The 23,999-nt window shown below is 59.9% G+C and carries 19 protein-coding genes, 2 rRNA genes and 1 riboswitch (1 of these 22 cut by a window edge); of the genes, 13 read left to right on the top strand and 8 right to left on the bottom strand.

Annotated elements, in window-relative coordinates; all coding sequences use genetic code 11:
• Nucleotides 1-856, top strand: a 23S ribosomal RNA gene (locus tag GNX18_RS11260); it begins 2,027 nt to the left of the window's first position.
• Nucleotides 857-1,069: 213 nt separating this feature from the next.
• Nucleotides 1,070-1,185: ribosomal RNA gene (rrf, locus tag GNX18_RS11255) — 5S ribosomal RNA — on the top strand.
• 778 nt (nucleotides 1,186-1,963) lie between these two features.
• On the opposite strand, the gene GNX18_RS11250 is transcribed toward rrf, so the two are convergent.
• The 3 genes from GNX18_RS11250 to GNX18_RS11240 all read right to left on the bottom strand — a co-directional run bounded on the left by GNX18_RS11250 (nucleotide 1,964) and on the right by GNX18_RS11240 (nucleotide 4,643).
• Nucleotides 1,964-2,677, bottom strand: coding sequence for an outer membrane beta-barrel protein (locus tag GNX18_RS11250; RefSeq protein ID WP_138237210.1), 714 nt, complete (start codon nucleotides 2,675-2,677; stop codon nucleotides 1,964-1,966).
• 90 nt (nucleotides 2,678-2,767) lie between these two features.
• On the bottom strand, nucleotides 2,768-3,421 hold the full coding sequence (locus tag GNX18_RS11245) for a replication protein P (protein ID WP_166218125.1): 654 nt from the start codon (nucleotides 3,419-3,421) through the stop codon (nucleotides 2,768-2,770).
• The gene (locus tag GNX18_RS11240; protein WP_166218122.1) at nucleotides 3,333-4,643 is read right to left on the bottom strand and encodes a DnaT-like ssDNA-binding domain-containing protein; all 1,311 of its coding nucleotides are present in this window, start codon (nucleotides 4,641-4,643) and stop codon (nucleotides 3,333-3,335) included. Before GNX18_RS11240 ends, GNX18_RS11245 begins: the two co-directional genes overlap by 89 nt.
• A 166-nt stretch (nucleotides 4,644-4,809) precedes the next feature.
• Between GNX18_RS11240 and GNX18_RS11235 the strand changes: the two genes are divergently transcribed.
• From GNX18_RS11235 to GNX18_RS11225, 3 genes are all read left to right on the top strand, one after another.
• The gene (locus GNX18_RS11235) at nucleotides 4,810-6,009 is read left to right on the top strand and encodes a permease (protein WP_166218119.1); all 1,200 of its coding nucleotides are present in this window, start codon (nucleotides 4,810-4,812) and stop codon (nucleotides 6,007-6,009) included.
• Nucleotides 6,010-6,098: 89 nt separating this feature from the next.
• Complete coding sequence (locus tag GNX18_RS11230) at nucleotides 6,099-8,384, top strand: heavy metal translocating P-type ATPase (RefSeq protein ID WP_166218116.1); 2,286 nt, start codon at nucleotides 6,099-6,101, stop codon at nucleotides 8,382-8,384.
• On the top strand, nucleotides 8,384-8,752 hold the full coding sequence (locus tag GNX18_RS11225) for a cupredoxin domain-containing protein (protein WP_166218113.1): 369 nt from the start codon (nucleotides 8,384-8,386) through the stop codon (nucleotides 8,750-8,752). Before GNX18_RS11230 ends, GNX18_RS11225 begins: the two co-directional genes overlap by 1 nt.
• Before the next feature lie 118 nt (nucleotides 8,753-8,870).
• On the opposite strand, the gene GNX18_RS11220 is transcribed toward GNX18_RS11225, so the two are convergent.
• From GNX18_RS11220 to GNX18_RS11200, 5 genes are all read right to left on the bottom strand, one after another.
• Nucleotides 8,871-9,653, bottom strand: a complete 783-nt coding sequence (locus GNX18_RS11220) for a copper resistance protein B (RefSeq protein WP_240913980.1) — start codon at nucleotides 9,651-9,653, stop codon at nucleotides 8,871-8,873.
• Between the two features lie 12 nt (nucleotides 9,654-9,665).
• Nucleotides 9,666-11,576 carry a copper resistance system multicopper oxidase gene (locus GNX18_RS11215; protein WP_166218110.1) on the bottom strand — a complete coding sequence of 637 codons (1,911 nt, stop codon included), beginning with the start codon at nucleotides 11,574-11,576 and terminating at the stop codon, nucleotides 9,666-9,668.
• Nucleotides 11,577-11,583: 7 nt separating this feature from the next.
• Entirely contained in the window at nucleotides 11,584-12,114 is a 531-nt protein-coding gene (locus tag GNX18_RS11210; protein WP_166218107.1) for a DUF411 domain-containing protein, read from the bottom strand.
• 161 nt (nucleotides 12,115-12,275) lie between these two features.
• Nucleotides 12,276-12,695: a hypothetical protein gene (locus tag GNX18_RS11205; protein ID WP_166218104.1), complete on the bottom strand. Its 420-nt coding sequence runs from the start codon at nucleotides 12,693-12,695 to the stop codon at nucleotides 12,276-12,278.
• A gap of 120 nt (nucleotides 12,696-12,815) precedes the next feature.
• Nucleotides 12,816-13,535: a 4'-phosphopantetheinyl transferase superfamily protein gene (locus tag GNX18_RS11200; RefSeq protein WP_166218101.1), complete on the bottom strand. Its 720-nt coding sequence runs from the start codon at nucleotides 13,533-13,535 to the stop codon at nucleotides 12,816-12,818.
• 224 nt (nucleotides 13,536-13,759) lie between these two features.
• Between GNX18_RS11200 and GNX18_RS11195 the strand changes: the two genes are divergently transcribed.
• From GNX18_RS11195 to GNX18_RS11160, 8 genes are all read left to right on the top strand, one after another.
• Nucleotides 13,760-14,182 (top strand): hypothetical protein, encoded by a 423-nt coding sequence (locus GNX18_RS11195; protein ID WP_166218098.1) that lies wholly within the window; start codon nucleotides 13,760-13,762, stop codon nucleotides 14,180-14,182.
• Between the two features lie 67 nt (nucleotides 14,183-14,249).
• Nucleotides 14,250-15,578: a TolC family protein gene (locus GNX18_RS11190; RefSeq protein ID WP_166218095.1), complete on the top strand. Its 1,329-nt coding sequence runs from the start codon at nucleotides 14,250-14,252 to the stop codon at nucleotides 15,576-15,578.
• Nucleotides 15,568-16,506 carry an efflux RND transporter periplasmic adaptor subunit gene (locus GNX18_RS11185; RefSeq protein ID WP_166218092.1) on the top strand — a complete coding sequence of 313 codons (939 nt, stop codon included), beginning with the start codon at nucleotides 15,568-15,570 and terminating at the stop codon, nucleotides 16,504-16,506. Before GNX18_RS11190 ends, GNX18_RS11185 begins: the two co-directional genes overlap by 11 nt.
• A 12-nt stretch (nucleotides 16,507-16,518) precedes the next feature.
• Nucleotides 16,519-19,665 (top strand): efflux RND transporter permease subunit, encoded by a 3,147-nt coding sequence (locus tag GNX18_RS11180; protein WP_166218089.1) that lies wholly within the window; start codon nucleotides 16,519-16,521, stop codon nucleotides 19,663-19,665.
• Nucleotides 19,666-19,700: 35 nt separating this feature from the next.
• On the top strand, nucleotides 19,701-21,095 hold the full coding sequence (gene radA, locus GNX18_RS11175; RefSeq protein ID WP_166218086.1) for a DNA repair protein RadA: 1,395 nt from the start codon (nucleotides 19,701-19,703) through the stop codon (nucleotides 21,093-21,095).
• A 5-nt stretch (nucleotides 21,096-21,100) separates the two neighbouring features.
• Nucleotides 21,101-21,961, top strand: coding sequence for an ABC transporter substrate-binding protein (locus GNX18_RS11170; protein ID WP_166218083.1), 861 nt, complete (start codon nucleotides 21,101-21,103; stop codon nucleotides 21,959-21,961).
• Nucleotides 21,945-22,937, top strand: coding sequence for an iron ABC transporter permease (locus GNX18_RS11165; protein ID WP_205827891.1), 993 nt, complete (start codon nucleotides 21,945-21,947; stop codon nucleotides 22,935-22,937). The genes GNX18_RS11170 and GNX18_RS11165 overlap by 17 nt, the downstream gene beginning before the upstream one ends.
• Nucleotides 22,934-23,716 (top strand): ABC transporter ATP-binding protein, encoded by a 783-nt coding sequence (locus tag GNX18_RS11160; RefSeq protein WP_166218078.1) that lies wholly within the window; start codon nucleotides 22,934-22,936, stop codon nucleotides 23,714-23,716. The genes GNX18_RS11165 and GNX18_RS11160 overlap by 4 nt, the downstream gene beginning before the upstream one ends.
• Nucleotides 23,713-23,908: riboswitch (cobalamin riboswitch) on the top strand. Its footprint overlaps the gene before it by 4 nt.
• Nucleotides 23,909-23,999: the final 91 nt, after the last annotated feature.

The following is a 23,999-nucleotide window of genomic DNA, read 5'->3' as shown; positions in this document are numbered from 1 at the left end:
GCTAGACGGAAAGACCCCGTGAACCTTTACTATAGCTTTGCACTGAACTTTGAGCCTACTTGTGTAGGATAGGTGGGAGGCTTTGAAGCAGGAACGCCAGTTCTTGTGGAGCCATCCTTGAAATACCACCCTGGTATGTTTGAGGTTCTAACTCTGGTCCGTAATCCGGATCGAGGACAGTGTATGGTGGGTAGTTTGACTGGGGCGGTCTCCTCCCAAAGAGTAACGGAGGAGTACGAAGGTGCACTCAGCATGGTCGGAAATCATGCAATGAGCATAATGGTATAAGTGCGCTTGACTGCGAGACAGACATGTCGAGCAGGTACGAAAGTAGGTCATAGTGATCCGGTGGTTCTGTATGGAAGGGCCATCGCTCAACGGATAAAAGGTACTCCGGGGATAACAGGCTGATACCGCCCAAGAGTTCACATCGACGGCGGTGTTTGGCACCTCGATGTCGGCTCATCACATCCTGGGGCTGAAGCCGGTCCCAAGGGTATGGCTGTTCGCCATTTAAAGTGGTACGCGAGCTGGGTTTAGAACGTCGTGAGACAGTTCGGTCCCTATCTGCCGTGGGCGTTGGAGATTTGAGAAGAGTTGCTCCTAGTACGAGAGGACCGGAGTGAACGAACCTCTGGTGTTCCGGTTGTCACGCCAGTGGCATTGCCGGGTAGCTATGTTCGGACGGGATAACCGCTGAAAGCATCTAAGCGGGAAGCCTCCTTCAAGATGAGATCTCCCTGAGACTTCGAGTCTCCTAAAGGGCCGTGGAAGACTACCACGTTGATAGGCTGGGTGTGGAAGCGTTGTGAGGCGTTGAGCTAACCAGTACTAATTGCCCGTGCGGCTTGACCATACAACAGAGATGGTTACTAACGAACGGATTGTGAAAGCAACCGAGAGACGCGCAAGCTACTCGCAAGAGATCGACTTGCGGTGTATTACTACAGAATGTTTCGCCGACTTATTTGGGTTGATTGTTATCGCTGAATACAGCGAAGGCAGACAGACAATCAAACGGTAGCGCAGGGCACAGCCCGTAAGACCAGCACCAACCCAAGCCAGTTTGCCTGACGACCATAGAGTTGTGGAACCACCTGATCCCTTGCCGAACTCAGAAGTGAAACGCAACATCGCCGATGGTAGTGTGGGGTTTCCCCATGTGAGAGTAGGTCATCGTCAGGCTTCTAAATAAAAGAAAGGGCCACCCAAACGGGTGGCCCTTTTTTTATTTTGGATACGATGAACTCCTCCCACGACCTCGCAGCGCACCGCGCTGCCATATGAAAGGTCGTGCGCGACCCCGGCAGCACCAAAGGTGCGGGCTTGGGGCGCCCGCAGGGCGTCGCACCGCTCGCCACCCACTGTAGGTCATCGCTCTCCCCGCCAGCACAGGCCCGGATCAAAACCAAAAAGGCCCTGACCGCCAACGCACAAACACCTACTTCCCCCGAATCAAAACACCATCACCCCGAGCACTCCTCAGATCACCCCGAAAACCACCCAAATCCACCACCGACGCTTTTTTAAACGCCTCCCCAACCCCAGCAACCACGGGCTTCAGCCTCAATATCCCAAACTTATCCCCAGCTCTGTCCAGTGTTTCTGTGAGTAAAGCACCTGTGGATAAGAGATAAAAACCTAAAGAAATCAATTTTTTGATACAGGGTAGACACACGGTGCTGACAATATGTGGATTAAAGGTCGTCTGATTTTTCACATTCGTGGCGATAAACCGGAAAGTGCAGCCGTTGCTTTTTTAACCGATGGTCAGGGGCCCCGTAATGACGCGGTTCAGCGCCAAAATCCCAAGCTTATCCCCAACTCTATCCAATGTTTCTGTGCGTAATACTTTTGTGCACAAGCGGTAAAAGAGCAGCAAAATCAAATGTTTACAGGTACACGTAAGTGATATCGCGGAAATAGGACATAGTCAGAAACACTCCTATTCTCACGGCAAATACTAGAAATGCATGCTCCATCCCAGCGAAGTTGTCTGCACATCGTATTCAGCGCGAAAGTCTTGCGAGCCGATTTCAGGGAAAAGCTCCCACTCGGCGCGGATTGTCCAGCTGTTGCGGTGGCTGTAGCTGATCCCGCCGCCATAACCCCAGTGAAAGCCACTGGCGTTGTCGCTGAATTTTCCCGACACGGGAATGGAGAGCTCCTCGACGCTACCATCTTCCATGCGTACCAGAAAAATGGCTTCACCATTTTGGTACTCGGTAATCTGGCTCAACCAGAAGCCACCGCCCAGTTTCCCGAACATGCTGAAACCGTCTCTGCCGAGAGGGAGGTGCCCGACAATAAAGGCGTTCCCCATACGGGTCGTAACCCGGTCCCGAACAGACAGATAGGGGGTCTGAGGGTTGCTCACGTCAAAATGCAGATCGCCCTCGGCAACCTGCCTGAAGTCAGCCTCAATGGCGAGGTAGGGACTCCACTGCCATCCACCATACAGTTTCAGACCCGGATTGGTTTGTTCACAGCCGGAAGTGCTGGCCTGTTGGCTCTCAAAATTCAGCCGGCCGACGAAGTCGCGGCCTTGGGCGCAGAAACCGTTGAGTTCGCTGGTGAATAGCGCGATACCACCGTATTGGTGCGAGTAGAAGTCGGCGCTGGCGGCATTAGCCAGCAGTGCGGCGGGTACAACAAGCAGAAGGGTGGGCCTGACCATGGCAATACCTGCTGTTGGGTTTGAATGATGTTGTCTCTGCGAAACTCCTGCAAAGAGAGCCGGTGCCAGAAGTGCACCGGCATCAAGCTATCATATTTTCAACTGCGCACGTAATTCCGCCAACTTCTTGGCGTTTTCGGCTTTTGAAAGGGGCTTTGAAGGCTGGTGTTCCAGTTGAGTCTGCGATGGTGCCGGCAGGTTTTCCCCGGCCATCAGACGCTCACAGATTTTCTTGTAGTGGCTGGCGAAGACCGGGTATGCCGACGACTCTGGATTGTTGGCAAGAAAGAACCAGTCGGCGGCGCGTCCGGCATGATAGACCGCCGGATGGCTCCATTTGTGATTTGCCTTGGGGCTGGGGGCATTACACGCCTCGCGGTAAGCGGCGCGAGGATCCGGCAGCCCGTTGTCACCCTCGGCGCAGAACTGCAGCATCTTGTGCACTGTGGGTAAATACTCACTCTGCTTGATGGCACGCTTGGCGCCCGCGACCATTTCTTCCGGCGAGAAACCGGCCAGGGACTCGAGCCACAACCGTTTGGCGTGGTTCAACGTCTGCATGTCAGGAAAAGCCGCATGGAACTGGTTGTGGTAACCGAGCTTAAGTAGACCAAATACTTCGTTCAGCGCGCGCTTGCGCGCTTCCAGCTCCGGATTACCAGTTTGTGTCTGTGACGATGTCCCAGACTGAGGTGTCTCTTGTGCGCTGGTTACCTGAGTGCCCGGTTTCGTGTTGTTGGCCATGATGCTGTCCTATTGCGAATTTGTTGCGCTCGGCCCACTGGTAGCGCGCATGGCGCACAAAAACTGCATCCCAGCTTTTGCGCGCGCCACCTTGTTCGCGCCAATAGAGGCGGAACTCGGGCACCAGTCCCAGGACAAATTCGCGGTCGATCTCACATTGATTCATTAAGTGCCCGAGGCAATCGCTTGATGGTTGCCAGTTGCGGGCAATCGGTTTGGCGACGGGATTTTTTTCAATACCCTGGCAGTAGTAAGCCCATTCTACACGGGCATATTCGATAAACAGTTCACCCCAGCGTGCGCTGTGTCCGCCGCGCTCAAGCCATTTATAGATGAACTCCGGCAGTAGCTCCGCGGCAAAGTTCGGATTGATTGCAAGGCGACGCATCTGTTCCCAGGTGTGTTCACTGGGCTGCCAATCGCGGGTCATGGGTTCCGGTTTGCGCTTTTCGATAAATGGCGCTTCCTGCTTTTCCCAGTCTTCCATTACCCAGTCGTTGAATTCCAGATCCCAGGAAACGGATTGCTTACCACTGTTGCGATGGTATTCCACGAAGCGCTGCAGGCACCGCCGTACAAATGTACTCGGAACCCCCTCATCGGCCAGTTTGTTGAGGGTATCCTGATCGGGGAGCCAGTCCTCACTCAGAGGTTGTTTGCGACCCTGGGTTGCCCGGAAAGCTTCCCACTTGTTCTTGACCTGTTTCAGGAACAGCGCGCCAAACGAGTGGCGACTCTCACCGCGGTCTCGCCAATAGGTAACGAATTCCGGCAATTGCTCCCGCATAAAGTGTTCGGGAATGCCGAGCTGTGCGATGCGCGCTTGGGTTTCTGCATCGGGCCGCCAATTGGGGCCGATAAGGTTGGCGTTGCGCGTGGCGGGATAGGGGGATGTACGCTCCGCGTGCTCAGAGCCGCGCACCGGCAGGGCGAACTTCAGCAACTCGCTACTACCAAATGGTGCAGCCCCGAGAAGAATGGCCCCCTGATTGCGCAGGCTCGTGGCCACACGCTGAATATCCGCCGGCTGCCAGAAGGGCAGCAGGGCCTGCAGTTGAGAACCCTCTGCCGTATACCAGTCGCGTCCGGGATGTGGATCCACGGATAAAAAGGGCAGTAGATCCCCCAGTGCAGTCAACAACACCGCTTCCTCCAGGCCAAACCTGGTGGCCAGAGAGGGTGATATGCACAGGGGTCTTTCCGGAATAAGGGTATCTGTCATGGCGCGATTCTACCACCCCTGCAGCGGGGGCGCGCGGCTGCGTCCGCTGCTGCTGTGACCAGCTGGCCGCAGGCGTTTTAGCGATCTTCACTAGACTGACCGTATACGGGGCCGCGTCGCTGGCGTGTGCCGGAACAGGTAGCAAGTCTGGGACGAGCAATACACAGTGGGTGAATTTATTGAGACATGGCATGAGGCCGCGATCACGACCCTCGGACTGTTCTGGACGGCGTTCTGGGCTTTTGCTCTGGGTTACCTGATCAGCAGTGCGATCCAGGTATTTGTTACCCGCCAGCGTATGCGCGAACAGATGGGCGAGGCCGGTGCAAGGAGCGTCGGTCTCGCCACCCTGTTCGGGTTCATCTCCAGTTCCTGTTCATTTGCCGCATTGGCGACTACCCGAGCTCTATTTGCCAAAGGCGCAGGGCTGGTGCCCTCACTGGCTTTTCTACTCGCCTCCACCAATCTAGTCATAGAGCTGGGCATCGTAATTGCGATATTTCTGGGATGGCAGTTTGTGGTGGGTGAGTATCTGGGTGGCCTGGTGCTGATCCTGCTGATGTGGCTGCTGGTGCGTGTCACCCGGCCAAAGGCACTGGTAAAAAAGGCCAGGGAACGGGCGCGTGCGGCAGAAGATCAAACCGACGACGCCGAAATCCCGGACTGGCGTGAATTGATCCGCAGTGCTGAAGGCTGGCGGCAGGTAGCGGAACGATTCGTGATGGAATGGAAGATGGTGTGGAAAGACGTCACCATCGGCTTCACGGTTGCCGGCATTATTGCTGCGTTCGTGCCCAGTAGATTTTTCCAGGCGCTATTTGTCGGTTCAGGAGAAAGCGAACCGGCATTCTGGCAGATATTGTTGCAATGCCTGGTCGGGCCGGTCGCCGCTTTTTTTACCTTCATTGGTTCTATGGGGAATATTCCCCTGGCTGCTGTGTTGTTCGACAGCGGCGTCGCGTTTGCCGGCATCATGGCGTTCATTTTCAGCGACCTGGTGGTGTTGCCGGTGCTGCGTATCCAGGCGCAGTACTATGGCTGGAAAATGGCACTGTATATTCTGTTTGTGTTCCTCTGCATTCTGGTAGCTACGGCCCTGCTGCTGCATTACGGGTTTATGGCACTGGATTTGTTGCCTCAGTCTGGCAGTGGCAAGGGCATTTCCGAGCGGGAGTTTTTCAAATTCGATTACACGCTGCTCCTCAATGCGGTATTTCTTGCGATCAGTGCGTTCTTTTTTACCTGGCGAATTCGCTGTAAAGGGCTTCCCTCGCTCAGTACGGACAAGTTGAGCGATAAAATTCTACTTGCGCTCGCGCTGTTGGCTTTGGCCTGGTTGATGATCGGCGCACTGTTGCCGACCTAAATTGCCGAAACAAGTTACCCAAACAGGTTGCCTTACCCCAGGGGCCGGGTTTTACCATGTCGCGATGATTCCTGGTACTGGAGACAAAGATGGCTGATAGCAGCAACGCGTCCTCTCAAAAGTTCGATACGGAAAGACTGGTGTTTAACCTGCAGCGCGTCAATTGCGCGGGCTGTGTGGGGAAAATTGAACGCGCCGTAAGGCAGGTGTCCGGGGTCGAGATGGCCACCGTCAATCTTGCGGACAGGACACTTGCGATACAGGGTAAAGCTGACGCCGCCGACGTTGCCGCGGCAGTGGAGGCCGCAGGTTACGGCGCGGAGGTGGTACACACCAGCGCGCGGGAACTGCGTGAACGGCAGCGGGAGGAACAGCTGCAGCATTATCACCAGTTACTGTGGCGCTGCGCGCTGGCACTGGGGCTGGGTGTTCCGCTGATGGTCTGGGGGCTGATCACCGGGGATATGGGGGTTGGTTCTGCAACCCAGCAGCTGGCCTGGGGGCTTGTGGGGCTGGCAACACTGGCAGTGCTGATTTTTTGTGGCGGGCATTTCTTTTCCGGTGCCATGCGAGCATTCCGCCACCACAGCGCAACCATGGACACTCTGGTGGCGCTGGGTACGGGCACCGCGTGGTTGTTCTCCATGGTAGTTGTCGCGCTTCCACAGCTGCTGCCGGAATCCGCGCGCCATGTGTATTTTGAAGCGAGCGCCATGATCATCGGCCTGATCAACCTCGGGCAGGCGCTGGAAGTGCGCGCCCGCGGACGCACAAGTGCCGCAGTGGAAAAACTGCTGCAATTGCAGGACGCTACAGCGCGGGTTGTGCGCGATAGTGAGGAAGTGGATGTTCCACTGGAAGAAGTGCAGGTCGGCGATCGTCTGCGCGTGCGCCCGGGAGAAAAAATTCCGGTGGATGGACGCATCCTGGAGGGCAGTAGCACCGTCGATGAATCCATGCTTACCGGTGAACCACTGCCGGTAAAAAAAGATAAGGGCGATAACCTCAGCGCCGGCACCCTCAACAAAAATGGCAGCCTGCTGTTTGAAGCGGAAAAAGTCGGCGCCGAAACCCGCCTTGCGCAGATCATCGAAATGGTGAAAAACGCCCAGAGTTCGCGGGTACCCATCGCGCGACTCGCCGACACTATTTCCTCGATTTTTGTCCCTGCGGTCATGGTCTTTGCGATCATCGCCGCACTCTTCTGGTTCAATTGGGGCCCCGACCCGCGGGCTGCGCATACGCTGGTGGTACTAACCTCCGTGCTGATTATTGCCTGTCCTTGTGCGCTGGGGCTCGCCACTCCCATGTCGGTCATGGTCGGTGTGGGCAAGGGAGCCGAGCATGGCGTTCTGGTGCGCAACGGCAAGGCGCTGCAGCAGGCGAGCGACCTGACAACCCTGTTGGTGGATAAGACCGGTACCCTCACCGAAGGTGCACCGAAACTGACCGATATAGAAACCGATGGCGATGCTGACGAGCTGCTGTCGCTGCTCGCAAGCCTGGAGCGCCGATCGGAGCACCCGCTGGCGGACGCGGTTGTCGACGCCGCCCGGGACAGAAAACTGGACCTGTACGACGTCGAGGATTTCGAGGCCGTCACCGCCCACGGCGTGAGCGGCAGGGTAAACGGTCAGCAAATACTGCTAGGCAATCGCAAGTTGATGGTGCGTGAACATATCGAACTGGGGAGGTGGCAGGCGTGTGCCGAGGCATTGTCCGCAAAAGGGCGCACCGCCATGTATGCCGCAGTGGACGGCAAGCTGGCCGGCGTGATTGCGGTTGCTGACCCCATTCGGGAGGACGCGAAAGAGGCGGTCGCGCGTCTGAAAAGGCTTGGACTCCGTATCGAAATGTTGACGGGCGACAATCGGGCCTCCGCGGAAGCCGTCGCCAGGCAGCTTGGAATAGAGCAAGTGCACGCGGACCTTCTGCCGGAAGACAAGGAAAAAATTGTCGGCGAGTTGCAGCAGAAGGGCGCCCGCGTGGGTATGGCCGGCGACGGTATCAACGATGCGCCAGCTCTGGCCCGCGCGGATGTCGGTTTTGCTATGGGTGCCGGTACCGACGTGGCGATTGAAACCGCCGACGTTACACTCATGCGCTCTTCGCTGCACGGAGTTGCCGATGCAATCGAACTGTCCAAGGCTACGTTGCGCAATATCAAGCAGAATCTGTTCGGTGCCTTTATCTATAACACGCTAGGTATTCCGATTGCTGCCGGTGCACTTTATCCACTTACCGGAATGCTGCTCAGCCCGGTCATTGCCGGTGCGGCGATGGCATTTTCATCGGTTACCGTTGTCAGCAACGCGAACCGCCTGCGCTTGTTCAAACCCTCATCGGTTGCGGGCAATAGTGAGGAGGCCAAATAATGTTGGATATTCTGGTGAACCTGCTGGGGCTTGGCTTGATTGCGGGCATCGTCTGGTGGTTTTGGCTGGCGCCGAAACGGCACCAGCCCAAGGCAGTGGAGGCACAAGATAAATTGCGCATTGTGGCGCGCGACGGTGTGTACGAGCCGGACCGTATTCGTATAAAGGCGGGCGAGGCCGTGACATTGCACTTTTACCGCCAGGATCCCACGCCCTGTGCGGCATGGGTGCTTTTCCCTGATCTGGAAGTGAGTGCGCAGCTGGCAGTGAATGAGGAAACACTGGTGAAAATCCCCGCGACGGAATCGGGAGAATATCCTTTCCACTGCCAGATGCAGATGTATCGTGGAACTCTGCTGGTTGAATAAATTTCCCTTTAGCACATTGTGGAATTCCGGAAAACGCGCCAACGGTGCTCACTGGAAAAGTGAATGTCGAGCGTTTTCCTGAATTTCCATTGGCTGTTGAAGGTGATGGCGCAGCGGTTCAGAGCCAGGCGTGAAGCCCGATCACCCAGGTGGTTTCGCTGATGACCTCTCCCTCTACACGTAAAAAGTTCGCGGTATTGCCGAATTTTTTCTCGTAGTTGACCCCGATATAGGGGGCAAACTGTGGAGTGAATTCATAGCGCAACCGCAACCCCGCTTCGATGTCGGAAAGTCCGGAACCGGTGTTGGTGCCGGGATCATTCTGGCCGTAGAAATTTATTTCAATTTCCGGGCTCAGAATCCACTGTTGGGTGAGCAGCAGCTCGTACTCGGCCTCCAGGCGCAGTGCGCTGTCGCCATCCTCACCGAGAAACAGCGCAGAATCCACTTCAAAAAAATAGGGCGCGAGGCCATTGAGGCCGATGGCGGCCCAATTTCTGCTGTCGCCGCCTTCCAGTTTGAAGTCGTGGCGCAAGCCTAACTGCAGATCCCAGTAGGGAGCGACCGCGCGGCTGTACAGTGCCTGCAGTTCGGCATTTTCGGTTTCACCGTTCTCGCGCTCGACTTCTGTTTTCAACCACAATTTGTTCAAGTCACCGCCAAACCAAAGGCTACCTTCCAGCGCGCTGCCGTCGTGTTCACGGACCTCCAGCTGGTCGATGATAACTTTGGTCAGCAGCACCTCGTGATCCATCACGTGATCCGGCTGATTCGGTGCGTGCTCCAGGTTAGACATCGCCGATGTCGGCTCGCGAGAGTGGTGGTCGTGATGGCCGTGTTCCTGTTGCGCCTGGGCCGAGACCGAAGCCAGCGCCACAGCGAGTGTTAGAATTTTTTTCATGGTAAGCGCTCCTCACACCACTCTGACTTCACGGAACATACCGGGCATGTGATACAGCAGATGGCAGTGGTACGCCCAGCGCCCGTAGGCATCCGCCGTCACCAGGTAACTAATGGTGGAACCGGGCTGTACCAAAACCGTGTGCTTGCGCGGAATAAAGTCCGGATCGCCGGTTTCCAGCTCGCTCCACATACCGTGCAGATGGATGGGGTGGGTCATCATGGTGTCATTGACCAGGTTGATACGCAGGCGCTCGCCGTACTTCAGCATCAGCGGTTCGGCGTCACTGAATTTGATGCCGTCCATGGACCACATGTAGCGCTGCATGTTGCCGGTGAGATGTAGCTGGATCTCCCGCTCCGGTTCGCGCCGGTCGATGGTGGGGGTGAGGTTGCGGATATCTCCGTAGGTGAGCACGCGGCGACCATAGCGCGTCTGGTGATCGCGCAGACCGATGCCGGGGTCGTGCAGGCCGTTGGCCGGCATTTCCGCGCGCATATCCACACCCGGGCCATACTCGCTGAGGTGATGTTTGACCGGCGCGTTGCTGCCAAACCCGGCGCGTCCCAGATCCGAATTGCGCCCCGCCATGTGGTGGCTCGCGTGCTGGTCGTGGTCCATGTCGCTATCGTGCCCGCTGTGATCCATGCCCTGCATGCCGCGCATATCGTGGGCGCTGTGATCCATATCACCCATGTCATGACCGCTGTGATCCATACCACCCATGTTGTGACTGCTGTGATCCATAGCGGCCATACCACCCATATCGTGGCCGGTGTGATCCATGCCCATATCCCGGTGGGTAAGTACCGGGGCGTAATCCATGGCGGGCACCTCCGCGCGTAAATCCGGATGCGGGGTCAGGGTACCGCGGGCAAAGCCGCTGCGGTCAATGGTCTGGGCGAACAGGGTGTAGGCGCGGTCGTCGGCCGGCTCCACCACCACATCGTAGGTTTCCGCCACACCGATGCGGAATTCATCCACGGTCACCGGCTCGATGTTCTGGCCGTCGCTTGCCACCACGGTCATCTTTAACCCCGGGATGCGGATGTCGAAAATTGACATGGCCGCACCGTTGATGATGCGCAGGCGAATTTTTTCTCCGCGCTTGAACAGTGCGCTCCAGTTGGCGTCTGGGGTCTGGCCGTTCATCAGATAGGTGTAGGTGTATCCGGTGACGTCGGAGATGTCGCGATCGGACATGCGCATCTCGTTCCACATCTTGCGGTCACGCCAGGTCTGCGCCACACCTTTGTGGCGGATTTCATCCCACAGATCGCCGGCGGTGCGTCGGCGGCGATTGTAGTAGTGGCCCTCCTTCTTCAATTTGGCGTAGATATCGTGAGGCGATTCGTCGCTCCAGTCACTGAGCAGTACCACGTAATCCCGGTCGCTGGCCACCGGGTCCGGCGCAGCCGGGTCGATCACGATGGCGCCGTAGAGCCCGATCTGCTCCTGGAAATCCGAATGGCTGTGGTACCAGTAGGTGCCGCTCTGCGTTACCGGGAACTGGTAGGTGAACGTCTCGCCAGGGCGGATGCCGTTGAAGCTGAGCCCGGGCACGCCATCCATGTTGCTCGGCAGGATCAGGCCGTGCCAGTGAATGGAGGTGTCGTGGGCCAGGTGGTTGGTGACCTTCAGGGTGACGGTGTCACCTTCTTTCCAGCGCAGAACCGGCCCGGGGACACTGCCGTTGACCGCCACGGCAGTGCGCGCACGGCCGGTGAAATTCACCGGCAGGTAGTTGATGTGCAGATCGAAATGGTTGCCGCGCAGTGCCTGCGGCAGGGGGCCAGCCACCTCTGCTGCCGAACTCTTGCCCGCAGGCAGGCCGGCGATGACGGCGCCTGCGGTCACGCCGGTGACAAAGCGCCGCCGGGAAACCGGCAGCGTCTTGCTTGATGGATCGAAAAACCTATTCATGGGCGACTCAGTGCTGCTGTTGCGGGTTGTCGATACGTGCATACACGCGGTGGCTGCCATCGCTTTGCAACAGCAGTATGTCGTAAGCGGTGAAGCGGTCGCCCACTTCCATGCCCGGGCTGCCGAGGGGCATGGCTGGTACCGCAAGTCCGCGGGCATTGGCCGGCGGGTTCTGCAGGAACTGGCGGATATATTTCGCTGGCACGTGCCCCTCGAACACATAGTCGTTTTCCGACACGCTGGTGTGGCACGACTGGTACTCCGGCGCGATCCGGAAGCGCTCCTTGATGCCGTTCAGGTCATCCACATCCCGTGCATCAACAGTAAATCCCTGTTCGCCGGCGTGCTCCACCCACAGCTTGCAGCAACCGCAGGTGGCGGATTTATAGGTGGTGAGGGCGATGGTTTCACTGCTGCTTTTAGTGGCGCGCTCTTCGGTATTTTTGGGGTTCTGACCGGTCTCGCTGCAGGCGCTGAGGGTGAATACGCCGAGCAGCAACGCAATCAGTGCGCCTCGGGTTTTGCGATTGATTTTCATGGCAATGGTCCTGAATAGGGTATGCGGGGCTTCGGCAGGGCAGGCATCGCGCGGTTTTCGGCGCGGCGGCCAATACCTGGGCACCGTGGAAGTTGTGCGGTCAAAAAGCGATTGGGGTGAATGAGGTACTACGCGCCAGCGTCGGGCGCACCTGTCCCGTATCAGGCCGGGATCGGCGGGCGAATGGTGGACTCAGGCGCAGGTGTGGAATCCAGCGGCCGGTAAGCCGTATGGGAGCGGAGGAAGGAAATAAATTCCGCGATCGTTGCCGATACGGGAATCGCATTGGCGCAGTGGCCCGGGCAGCAGCTGCAACTGCCGTCGCAATTCTGGTGCGGTGCGGAGGTTGTGTGTGTGTCTTCGCACTGGCCGTGGCTGCAATGAGCCGACTTATCCACAACTGCCGTTGCCGCAACGGGCTCGGCGCGGCCATGGTGCGGATTATCCGCCGGTGCCTGCGCTGTAACTTGAATCGCACTGCGTGGTTCGTGCCCGTTTTCGGAACCACAGTGCACTGCCGCCGCTTCACCGGTAACGGCGAGCAGAGCGAGCAGCAACAGGGTTTTCAGAGCGTTGAACATGTGAAATTGCGGCGCGTCGGTATACGTACAGAGGTCAAATGGTATGGACTTACGGTTGACCACGCAAGCGCCGGTGAAGTTCACAAGGCGCGTTGAGAATAGGATTCCAGCTCCGCCGCATCAAATTCTGATACAGCGGTGGATCTGTTCCACACTCAGTTCGCCCAGTGCGGGGTCGCGCCCGGCCAGCGCCAGATGCAGGTGATTGCCGTCGGGCAATGGTTGCATAGTGTAGCTGAATTGCCACGGAGCACCGGCGTCCTCAATCGCTGCATCCAGGGCAATACCCTGCCCCAAGTGGAAGCCCGCCAGATTGATACGCCCGAGTCCTTCGGAGATTCCAGTGCCCCGCGCCTTGAAGAACGCCTCTTTCATAGTCCACAGGCGGTAGAAGTGCACAGGAAGCAATTCCAGCGGTGAGGTTTCCAGCAGCGCGTACTCCTGCGGGTGAAAGTAGTGACGGGCGATACGCAGAAAATCCCGCGGCCTGCGCGGCTGCTCTATGTCGACGCCGATATCCGACTCACAGGACACGGCCAGCGCAATCCACTGACCGCTGTGACTGAGACTGAAATGCAACTCCGGCGCCGAATCCAGGGCGGGTTTACCGGTTTCGCTCACGGAAAAGACCAGAGATTCCGGCGCGCGGTTGCTGATCTTCCCCAGCACATTGCGCAGCAGCGCGCGGCTCAGCATAAATCCGTGGCGTGCCTCGGTATCGCGGTAACGCTGTTGACGCACACGTTCGTCCGCAGACAGCAGGGCGCCGAGCGCCTCGGCGGTGTCGCTCTCCGGTGCAATATCGTCTCTGCGGAGAATCCAGACGGCGGGTAAGGTCATAATATTCCGGCTTGCGTGGATAACATTTTCTGGCGCGTGTTGTGCCTGAGAACAAAAAAATAGATTTCAACGTTGCTGTACATCAATGCTAAGCCCTGGCGCCTGTCGCCGCCAGTTTCCGGGTCATCCCGCTTTTGTAGTTTGCGGCACAATTTGCTAACTTGGCCGTCACACAAACAACGTGGATAACAGACTGAGCCCAGTGGGCCTTTTGTTGATGACCAATGTTGAAACTCCGTTCCCTGAAACTGTCTGGTTTGGTGCTGAGTCTGCTGCTGGTATTTCAGTCGGCACTCGCCTGCTATGACGGCCACGGAGAACTGGAGGCCACCGCGAAGCATCTGCCCGCCGGGCACCAGGATGCCGCCGATGGTACCCCGCACCTGGATCACCCGCAGCACAGCGGGCATTCCGCTGGCGAGCAGCAGAGCCAGCCACTGCTACAACTGGTGCCCGCCGACCACGACGGTCCGGATATCGCCAAGGACTGCAACCACTGCTGTCACTGCCACAGTTCCATTTCCCTCTGCTTGCCCGTCGGTTTTTATTCCTCCGTTGCCAGTTGTGGGCACCGTTGGTCCGCCGCCGCGGATTCCGGATTCCCCCACGGATTTATTTCCTCACGCTATCGCCCTCCCATCGCCTGAGTTTTCACGCAATTGCGCGGCTGTTTCGATAGCCGTGTGCATGGATTTGTAAACTCGGGAATTTTTTATGTGCATATCGGTTGCTCCCAGACCCGGGGGTAAAACTCTGCGCGCGTGCCTGATCGGCGGTGCGCTTTTCTTTGGCAGTAGCCTTGTCGCGGCTGCCGGACCACACACGCCAACGCCGGCACTGACTCTGGGCGAGGCCGTCGCGCGCACCCTTGAGCGGCATCCGTCGCTCGCAGTCTTCGAATTTCGCCAGCGGGTACAGGATGGGCGCGCCGCGACAGCCGCGCTGCGCCCGGCTCTGAATCTGGACCTTGAGCTGGAAAACGCTGCCGGTACCAATGGCGCGGATGATGCGGAACTCACTGTCGGCATTTCCTCGGTGGTGGAACTCGGTGGCAAGCGCGGCGCGCGCGGCGAAGTGATCAACGCCGAGCGAAGGCTGCTGGATGCAGACCGACAGGTCCAGGCCATGGATCTGCTCGGCGAAGTGTTGCGTCGCTACGTACGGGTGCTTTCCACCACAGAATTGGCCGCGCTGGCGGAATCTTCCGTGCGTCTTGCATTGGATGCAGTGAACGGGGTGGAGGACCGCGTCGCCGCCGGCGGCGCCCCACAGATGGAACTGCTGCGCGCACGGGCCGCGCTGGCTCGGGCTCAGCTGGCGCTGCAGCGCAGCCAGCAGCAACTGGAGGCCGAGCGGGTAGCCCTGGCGGCGATGTGGGGGGAGACCTCTGCGGCGTTTTCGGTAACCGGCGGCGAACTTTACCGCCCGGGCCCAGCCGGAGACTTCGAAGAATATTTCTCACGCGCACGGCAGAACCCGCTGCTCAGCCGCTTCGCCAGCGAAGCTCGGTTGAATGCGGCGCAGCTGCGTCTGGCGCGCAGCGAAGCCAGCGCGGACCTGGCCTGGGCCCTGGGGGTGCGCCGCAGCCGCGAAACCGACAGCACTTCATTGGTGGCGGGCCTGAGCATTCCGCTGTGGCGTGGTGAGCGCGCCCGCGGCGGGGTTGACGCGGCGCAGGCACAGTTCGATGGCATCGCCGTGCGCCAGCGGTCGGCGGAACTGAATCTGCACACCCAGTTGTATCGCGCGTTCAACAACCGCGCCCAGAGCATCGCCGCGGTGCACCGCTTGCAGACGGAAATTATTCCGGCATTGAGCGGTGCGCTGGAAGAGAGCGAGCGCTATTACCTGGCCGGGCGCTACGGCTACCAGGAGTGGGTAGCCGCGCGCGAGGAACTGCTGGGTGCGCGCCGCGCACTGATCGACGAAGCCACCGCCGCGCTGCTTGCCGGTGCGGAAATAGAGCAGCTGACTGCCGCTCCCCTTATCACCGGCAGCGCACTGCGCGCGGAAAAACAATTCGGGAAAAACCATGAACAGTAAACAGGAACACGACCGCAGCTGCGGTATTAAAGCGCTGGTAGCGGCGCTGCTATTCCTCGCATGTTTGTTGCTGGGCGGCGTGGCAACTGCAAGTGACGACGATCATCACGAGGCGGAAACGAGAGTGGTGGAGCTGTCGGAAGCGGGGCTTGCCAACGCAGCTCTCAGTACGGCGCTGGCTGGCCCCGGTGAGCTCGACCAGCAAGTGACGCTCTACGGAAAGCTGCTGCCGGAACCCACGTCCGTCAGCCATATTCGCGCGCGCTATCCCGGCGTGGTATCCGGGGTGAAAGTACATATCGGCGACACCGTCAAAAAAGACCAGCTGCTTGCCAGCATCCATTCCAATGAAAGCATGCGCGAGTACCAGTTGCGCGCGCCGTTTGCCGGCATGGTTATCGCCAAGCACGCGGGCCCCGGTGAATTCGTCAGCGACCAGGTGCTATTCCAGGTGGCGGACTATTCGCAGTTGTGGGCGGAGCTACAGGTATTCCCCGCGCGCATCCGCCAGGTAAATGCGGGGCAGACCGTCGTGATTGCTTCCAGCGGTGAATCTTTCAGCGGTGAAGTCCGCAGCCTGGTGCCAGCGGGCAACGGTCTGCCCTACGCCCGCGCAAGGGTGCTGGTGGAAAACTCAGCTGGCCGCTGGACACCGGGAGTTTTTGTGGAAGGGCGCGTGCAGCTGGAGAGCAGACCGGCAGCGCTCGCGGTGGACAATCGCGCGCTGCAGGAACTCGACGGCGATATCGTGATTTTTGTCCAGACGTCACCGCACAGGTTCGAAGCGCGAACGTTACAGCTGGGTGAGCGCGGCAGGGGATTCAGTGAGGTGCACAGCGGAATAAATCCCGGTGAGCGCTATGTGGTGGAAAACAGTTATTTGCTGAAGGCGGAGCTGGAAAAATCCGCCGCCGGCCACGGACATTGAGGGAGGCGCACAGTGATTGAATCCCTATTGCGCTTTTCCATCGAGCGCCGGTATCTGGTGCTCGGTTTTGGCTTGTTCATCGTTGCCCTCGGATTGTGGAGCTATCCGCGCCTGCCCATCGATGCGGTGCCGGATATCACCAATGTGCAGGTGCAGATTAATACCGAGGTGCCCGGCTATTCACCACTGGAGGCGGAGCAGCGCGTGACCTTCCCGGTGGAAACCGCACTCGCCGGTCTGCCCGGCCTTGCGTATACCCGCAGTATTTCCCGCTACGGCCTGTCGCAGGTGACGGGGGTATTTCACGAGGGCACCGATCTGTATTTTGCGCGCAATCTGGTGGCCAATCGGCTGCTGTCACTGAGCAGTGATCTGCCACCGGGGTTGGCGCCACAGATGGGCCCCATCACCACCGGCCTCGGTGAAATTTTCACCTACACCGTGACGGCCGAGGACAGCGCGCGGCGTCCCGATGGTACGCCCTATGACATTACCGCGCTGCGGGAAATCCAGGACTGGATCATTAAGCCGCAGCTGGCGCAGGTGTCCGGGGTGACTGAGGTCAACACCATCGGCGGCCATCGCCGGCAATTTCACGTGACGCCCGATCCGCGCAAGTTGCTGAGTTTCGGTGTGACGATGGAAGAGGTGCGCGACGCACTGGCTCGGGACAACCGCAACCGCGGTGCCGGTTTCGTGGAGCGCGGCGGCCGCCAGATACTGGTGCGCTCTCCGGGGCAGTTGCAGACCCCAGCCGATATCGAGCGCGTGGTGATAAAAATGCCCGCCGCTGCAGAATCCGCAGCACCCATAACCATCGGCGATGTGGCCAGCGTGGCGATCGGCGGTGAACTGCGCACCGGTGCCGCCACGGAGAATGGGCGGGAGACCGTACTCGGCACCGCGATGATGCTGGTGGGGGAAAATTCCCGTGCAGTGGCTCAGGCGCTTTCAGCCACACTGGAAAAGATCCAGCGAACGCTGCCGCAGGGGGTGCGGGCGGAACCGGTGTACGATCGCACCACACTGGTCGATAAGGCCATCACCACGGTGCAGAAAAACCTGCTTGAAGGCGCGCTGCTGGTAATTGCCGTACTGTTCGTGATGCTCGGCAATTTCCGCGCAGCGCTGATCACTGCTGCGGTCATTCCACTCGTCATGCTCGCCACCCTGAGTGGCATGCGAGTCAGTGGCGTGTCCGCCAATTTAATGAGCCTCGGCGCGTTGGATTTTGGCCTGATTGTCGATGGTGCGGTGATCATCGTGGAAAACACCGTTCGCCGCCTGTCGCAGGAAACCCGCCGCCACGGTGGTGCACTGCCGCTGCAGCAGCGGCTGCACACCGTGTTCACCGCCACGAATGAAGTCATCCGCCCGAGTCTGTTCGGAGTGTTGATCATTACCCTGGTGTACATCCCGCTGTTTTCCCTCACCGGTGTGGAGGGAAAAATGTTTCACCCCATGGCGGCGACAGTGGTGATGGCGCTGCTCGCGGCCATGGTTTTCTGCTTCACCCTGGTGCCCGCCGCGGTGGCCGTTTTCCTGCGCGGGGAAATCCGCGAGAGGGAAAATCCCGCCGTGCGGAGCCTCAGAGCTCTCTATCGCCCGCTGCTCGTCGGCGCACTGGCAGCGCGCTGGGTGGTGATCGGCTCCGCCCTGGTACTGGTGTTGTTGTGTGGCTGGCTCGCCACAACACTGGGGTCGGAATTTGTGCCGGAACTGAACGAGGGCGATGTGGCCATGCACGCGATGCGGGTACCGGGTACCGGCCTGGAGCAGTCCATAGCCATGCAACAGCAGCTGGAACGCGTGTTGCTGCAACAGCCGCAAGTTGCGCGCATATTTTCCAAAATCGGCACACCGGAAGTGGCCACCGATCCCATGCCGCCGAATGTGGCGGATACATTTCTAATGCTGAAACCCAGATCCGAATGGCCCGATCCGGATCTGCCGCAGGAGGCTCTGGTCGAGTGCCTGCGGCGTGCCGCGGAAGCGGTGCCGGGGAACAATTACGAGTTTACCCAGCCGATCCAGATGCGCTTCAACGAGCTGATTTCCGGCGTGCGCGCGGATCTCGCCATCAAGCTGTTTGGCGACGATCTGGACCAGCTGCGCCGCTCCGCGCAGCAGATTCTCGCCGTGGTCAATACGATCCCCGGTGCCGCAGATGCGCGGTTGGAACAGGTGGACAACCTGCCGGTACTGTCGCTTCTCCCCAAGCGCGTAGCGCTGGCACAGTATGGGCTGGATGTGCAGACGCTGCAGGATCTGCTGGCAGCGGCCATCGGCGGCGAACAGGCGGGACTGATCTACGATGGCGACCGCCGCTTCGAGCTGGTGGTGCGCCTGCCGGAGGACCTGCGCCGGGACGTCGAGCGCTTCGTGTCGCTGCCGGTACCGCTCGCCGGCGGTGGTTATGTGCCGCTGGAGGAGGTGGCGAGCATTCAATGGTTGTCCGCTCCCGGTCAGGTGAGCCGCGAAAACGGCAAACGCCGAATTGTCGTCACCGCCAATGTGCGCGGGCGGGATCTCGGTTCCTTCGTGCAAGAGGTACAGCAGACGGTCGCCGAGTCGGTCAGACTACCGCCCGGTTACTGGCTGGATTACGGTGGTACCTTCGAGCAGTTGCGCTCGGCCAGTGCACGCCTGCAAGTGGTGGTGCCACTGACGCTGCTGATGATCCTGTTGCTGCTGATGATGGCGTTTGGCTCGCTCAGGGATGCGCTGATCATTTTTACCGGAGTGCCACTGGCGCTGACCGGCGGGGTGTTGGCGCTGTGGTTGCGGGATATGCCGCTGTCGATTTCGGCGGGCGTCGGCTTTATTGCGCTCTCGGGAGTGGCGGTGTTGAACGGACTGGTGATGCTGTCGTTTATTCGCGAGCGCTGGCGGGAGAGCGGCGAGTTGTATACGTCGATTGTGGATGGAGCGATGCTGCGGTTGCGGCCGGTGTTGATGACGGCGCTGGTGGCGAGTCTCGGATTTGTGCCCATGGCGCTGAATACGGGCACCGGCGCAGAGGTGCAGCGACCGCTGGCGACGGTGGTGATTGGGGGAATCATTTCTTCCACGCTGCTGACGTTGGTTGTCATGCCGGTGTTGTATCAGTGGGTGCATGGGCGGGTTCGTGAATTTTCCCCGGTAGCGCAGGGAGGGTAGAATCGCTCGCTTGCACCAGGAACAGAGAGAAAACCTTGTCCAAAAAATCCAAAACAGCGTTTGTCTGCAACGAATGCGGAGCCGACTACACCAAATGGGCGGGGCAGTGCGGCGCCTGTGGGGCCTGGAACAGTCTGAGTGAGGTGCGGTTGGGGCCGGCGCACAGCGACAGCCGCGCGGCGAATTTCACCGCGGCCCAGTCGGGCTATGCAGGTGCGGCGGGGCAGGGGAGGGTGCAGAAGCTTTCCGAGATCGACCTCAGTGAGCTACCGCGCATTCCCACCAATGCCAGTGAACTGGACCGGGTGCTCGGCGGTGGCCTGGTGCCGGGTTCGGTGGTGCTGATCGGCGGGCATCCCGGCGCGGGCAAGTCGACCGTGCTGCTGCAGACCCTGTGCCACCTTTCGCAAAAGCTTTCTGCACTGTATGTGACCGGGGAGGAATCCCTGCAGCAGGTCGCCATGCGCGCGAAGCGCCTCGGCCTGCCGGCGGATCACCTGCAGATGCTGTCGGAAACCAACGTCGAGCAGATCTGCCTCACCGCCGGCGAAGTGAAGCCCAGGGTCATGGTGGTGGATTCCATCCAGGTCATGCACATGGCCGAGGTACAGTCCGCGCCGGGCTCCGTCGCGCAGGTGCGCGAGAGCGCGGCCTATCTCACCCGTTTCGCCAAACAGACCGGCACCGCGATGATCCTGGTGGGCCACGTCACCAAAGACGGCACCCTCGCCGGCCCCAAGGTGCTGGAGCACATCATCGACTGCTCCATCATGCTGGAAGGCACCCACGATTCCCGCTTCCGTACCCTGCGCGCGCACAAAAACCGCTTCGGCGCGGTGAACGAGCTGGGTGTGTTTGCGATGACCGAACAGGGCCTGAAAGAAGTCTCCAACCCCTCGGCGATCTTCCTGCAGCGCGCGGATGAAATCGCCGCGGGCTCCGTGGTGACCTCCGTGTGGGAAGGTACGCGCCCGCTGCTGGTGGAACTGCAGGCACTGGTGGATGACAGCAGCCTCGGCAATCCGCGCCGGGTGGCGGTGGGGTTGGATCACAATCGCCTCAACATGCTGCTCGCGGTATTGCACCGCCACGGCGGTGTGCTGGTGGGCGATCAGGATGTCTTTATCAACGTGGTGGGCGGCGTGAAGGTAATGGAGACCAGTGCCGACCTCACCCTCCTGATGGCGGTGGTATCGAGTTTCCGCAACCGCATCCTGGATCGCGACCTGATGATCTTCGGCGAAGTGGGGCTCGCCGGTGAAATTCGCCCGGTCCCCTCCGGCCAGGAGCGCCTCCGGGAAGCCGCCAAACACGGTTTCCGCAAAGCCATCGTCCCCGCCGCCAACCGGCTTAAAACCGATATTGAAGGTATGCAGGTTATTCCGGTAAAAACCCTCGCCGAAGCGCTGAATGCGTTGGATATGGGGTGATCGCCGTGGGGCGGGGATACGCGGGGAGGCCGCCGGCGGCGCGGTGGATTGCCGCGCTGTTGTTTGCGATCGCGCTACCGGCGCCCGCCGCCGAGCGCATCGCCTCCCTCAACCTGTGTCTCGACCAGATACTGTTGCGCTGGGTGCCGCCGCAGAAGATTGTTTCCGTCACCTGGCTCTCTGCCGAGGCGCAGTACCGCAACGCCCCCATTCCCGAGCACGTGGCGCTCAACCGCGCCCAGGCCGAGGAACTGATCCCGTTGCAGCCGGACCTGGTGCTGGCAGGGCAGTTTGGGGCGCAGCGCGCGGCGGCGCGGCTGGAGGAAATGGGATTCAGAGTGGTGCGGATTCCCGATGCCTACACTCTCGAACAATTGCAGACGCAGCTGGGTGCGCTGGAACAAGCGCTGGGACCGCTGCCGCCGTTGCGCGCGCGGCAACAGCAACTGGCGGAACTGCTTGCACCGGCGCGCCAGAAAAATCCGCAAGCTGCCGATGTTAAACATCCCACCGCACTGATTCTGTCCGCCAACAACATCACCTACGGCAGCGGCATGCTGGAGCACCAGTTGCTGACACGCGCGGGATTTATCAATCTGGCGGCGGAGCAGGGGATTGACCAGCTGGGGCGGGTAAGCCTGGAGCAGGTAATTGCTCTGCAACCGGACCTGCTGGTGTTTTACGGCGGTGCGCAGGATTTTGCGATCGCCCATCTCGCCGAGCGCCACCCGGTGCTGAAGCGTTACATCGACAGCGGTCGCAGTTATCGCTTGCCGGAGGCGCTGGGGTATTGTCCGGCGCTGGCGGCGGTGGATGCGCTTGAACAGTTACAGAAGAAGAGAGCCGAACTTGTCCAACAGCCATAAATTTTTTTTCCTGCTGCTTGCGTGCGCACTGCCGCTGGCGCTGCTCGCGGCACTGGCCAGCGGCCCGGTAAAGCTCGATCTGTGGCAGGCAATTGTCAGCGGCTGGCACAGCGACAACAGCGATGCGGTGATCCTGTGGCAGCTGCGGCTACCGCGGGCGGCACTGGCGCTGTTGGTTGGTGCGGCGTTAGGCATGGGTGGTGCGGCCATGCAGGGCATGCTGCGCAATCCACTGGCCGAACCGGCCCTGCTGGGGGTGAGCAGTGGCGCGGCACTGGCGGCGATTCTGCTGCTGTATTACGGCGCTGTATCTGGCGGGGTGGCGCTGCCGCTGCTGGCCATTCTCGGCGCGCTGCTTGCTGTGGGCAGTGTGTGGCTGCTGGCCGGGCGCGGCGCCAGTGCCACGCGGCTGGTGTTGGCGGGGGTGGCGATCAACGCCTTTCTGTCGGCTCTGATGGCGCTGGCTCTCAACTATGCGCCGAGCATGTTTGCCATGCAGGAGATCGTGTTCTGGCTGTTGGGTTCGCTGGCCAACCGTGGTTGGGATCAGGTACTGCTGGCGCTGCCGTTTATGTTTGTGGGTGCGGTGATGCTGTTGCTTTCCCGCAATTATCTGCGCGCGCTTTCGCTCGGTGAATCGACTGCGGCGTCGCTGGGTTTTTCCGGCCGCCGCTATCCGCTGCTGGTTTTATTTGGTATTGCGTTTGCGGTGGGCAGCTCCGTGGCCGTGGTGGGAACCATCGGGTTTATCGGCCTGGTGGTGCCGCACCTGATGCGCCCACTGGTGGGGCAGGATCCGGGGCGGTTGCTGTGGGCGAGTGCGCTGGCCGGGGCGCTGTTGTTGTTGTTGGCGGATATTCTGGTACTCAACACGGTGGGCGTGCAGGAGCTGCGCATTGGTGCGGTCACCGCGTTTATCGGCGCTCCGTTCTTTTTCTGGTTGATTGTCAGCGGGCGGCGGGAGATGAACCTGTGAGCGAATTCCAGCCAATGGCGTTGCACGGCAGAAATCTTTCCCTGACACGCAACCGGCGCAAGGTGTTGGAAAATGTCGACTGTTCCTTTCAAGCCGGGGAACTCACTGCAGTGATCGGCCCTAATGGCGCCGGTAAGAGCAGCCTGCTCAGCTGTCTCGCGGGTGTTCTGCTGCCGACAGCGGGCAGCCTGACCCTCGACGATCGCGCCATCACCGGCGTCTCCGCCGCCGAGCGTGCGCGCCTCATCGCCTATCTGCCACAGCAGGAAGCTCCCGCGTGGAGTATGGCGGCGCAGGATCTGGTGGCGCTGGGGCTATTGCCCTGGGGGCGGAGCCTGGATAGGTCCCGCCGGTGGGCACGGGTTGCGGCCGCGCTGAACCAAGTGGATGCATTTCACTTTGCTGCGCGCCCGGTGACACAGCTCTCCGGGGGCGAACTGCGCCGCGTGCAACTCGCGCGCTTGCTCGTCGCCAACGCACCGGTGCTGATCGCCGATGAGCCGGGCGCGGCACTGGATATCCGCCACCAGCTGCAGTTGATGCAGACCTTCCGCCAGCAGGCGGATGCGGGCAAGACCGTGATTCTGGCCCTGCATGACCTACCGCTTGCGGCCCGCTATTGCGACCGCATCCTGTTGCTGCAGGATGGAGGGCTGCGCGCCGAAGGCACCGCGGAAACGGTGCTGACACCACAGCTGGTCGGCGCGGTATACGGAATCCACAGCGAATTTCGCTGGCGCAATGGACGCCCGGAGTTTATCGCCGGGGATCTGATATAATCGCGCGCACTCCAGGTGCCCAACAGGTCAATCCGCCACAAGCGGCGGCCTTGGTTGGGGTAAACGGGAAGTCGGTGTCCGTCTGTGTAAAACCGCAGGCCAAATCCGACGCTGCCCCCGCAACGGTGATTCGGTTCTTGGAATACTGAGAGCACGATAAGCCCGATACCGGCCTCGAGTGAACCTTGAACGATAAAGCGGAGGGCTTTGTCTGGGCTTGCTTGCGGCGAGGTACCGAGCATTGCGCTGGTCCCGGCTGTCCTTAATTCCTGCCCTTGTATTC

Origin of the sequence: Microbulbifer sp. SH-1 (assembly GCF_011326135.1) — a bacterium.
In the GTDB taxonomy this organism is placed as follows: domain Bacteria; phylum Pseudomonadota; class Gammaproteobacteria; order Pseudomonadales; family Cellvibrionaceae; genus Microbulbifer; species Microbulbifer harenosus.
The sequence above is the reverse complement of the archived record's forward strand: the minus strand, read 5'-3'. Positions and strand labels throughout refer to the sequence as shown.

What these genes read in the sequence shown, in the direction of transcription:
- GNX18_RS11205 (WP_166218104.1), bottom strand. Translation starts at nt 12,695, where the DNA reads ATGTTCAACGCTCTGAAAACCCTGTTGCTGCTCGCTCTGCTCGCCGTT.
- GNX18_RS11190 (WP_166218095.1), top strand. Translation starts at nt 14,250, where the DNA reads ATGTGCATATCGGTTGCTCCCAGACCCGGGGGTAAAACTCTGCGCGCG.
- GNX18_RS11210 (WP_166218107.1), bottom strand. Translation starts at nt 12,114, where the DNA reads ATGAAAATCAATCGCAAAACCCGAGGCGCACTGATTGCGTTGCTGCTC.
- GNX18_RS11250 (WP_138237210.1), bottom strand. Translation starts at nt 2,677, where the DNA reads ATGGTCAGGCCCACCCTTCTGCTTGTTGTACCCGCCGCACTGCTGGCT.
- GNX18_RS11220 (WP_240913980.1), bottom strand. Translation starts at nt 9,653, where the DNA reads ATGAAAAAAATTCTAACACTCGCTGTGGCGCTGGCTTCGGTCTCGGCC.
- GNX18_RS11245 (WP_166218125.1), bottom strand. Translation starts at nt 3,421, where the DNA reads ATGGCCAACAACACGAAACCGGGCACTCAGGTAACCAGCGCACAAGAG.
- GNX18_RS11230 (WP_166218116.1), top strand. Translation starts at nt 6,099, where the DNA reads ATGGCTGATAGCAGCAACGCGTCCTCTCAAAAGTTCGATACGGAAAGA.
- GNX18_RS11240 (WP_166218122.1), bottom strand. Translation starts at nt 4,643, where the DNA reads ATGACAGATACCCTTATTCCGGAAAGACCCCTGTGCATATCACCCTCT.
- GNX18_RS11195 (WP_166218098.1), top strand. Translation starts at nt 13,760, where the DNA reads ATGTTGAAACTCCGTTCCCTGAAACTGTCTGGTTTGGTGCTGAGTCTG.
- GNX18_RS11215 (WP_166218110.1), bottom strand. Translation starts at nt 11,576, where the DNA reads ATGAATAGGTTTTTCGATCCATCAAGCAAGACGCTGCCGGTTTCCCGG.
- GNX18_RS11225 (WP_166218113.1), top strand. Translation starts at nt 8,384, where the DNA reads ATGTTGGATATTCTGGTGAACCTGCTGGGGCTTGGCTTGATTGCGGGC.
- GNX18_RS11200 (WP_166218101.1), bottom strand. Translation starts at nt 13,535, where the DNA reads ATGACCTTACCCGCCGTCTGGATTCTCCGCAGAGACGATATTGCACCG.
- GNX18_RS11185 (WP_166218092.1), top strand. Translation starts at nt 15,568, where the DNA reads ATGAACAGTAAACAGGAACACGACCGCAGCTGCGGTATTAAAGCGCTG.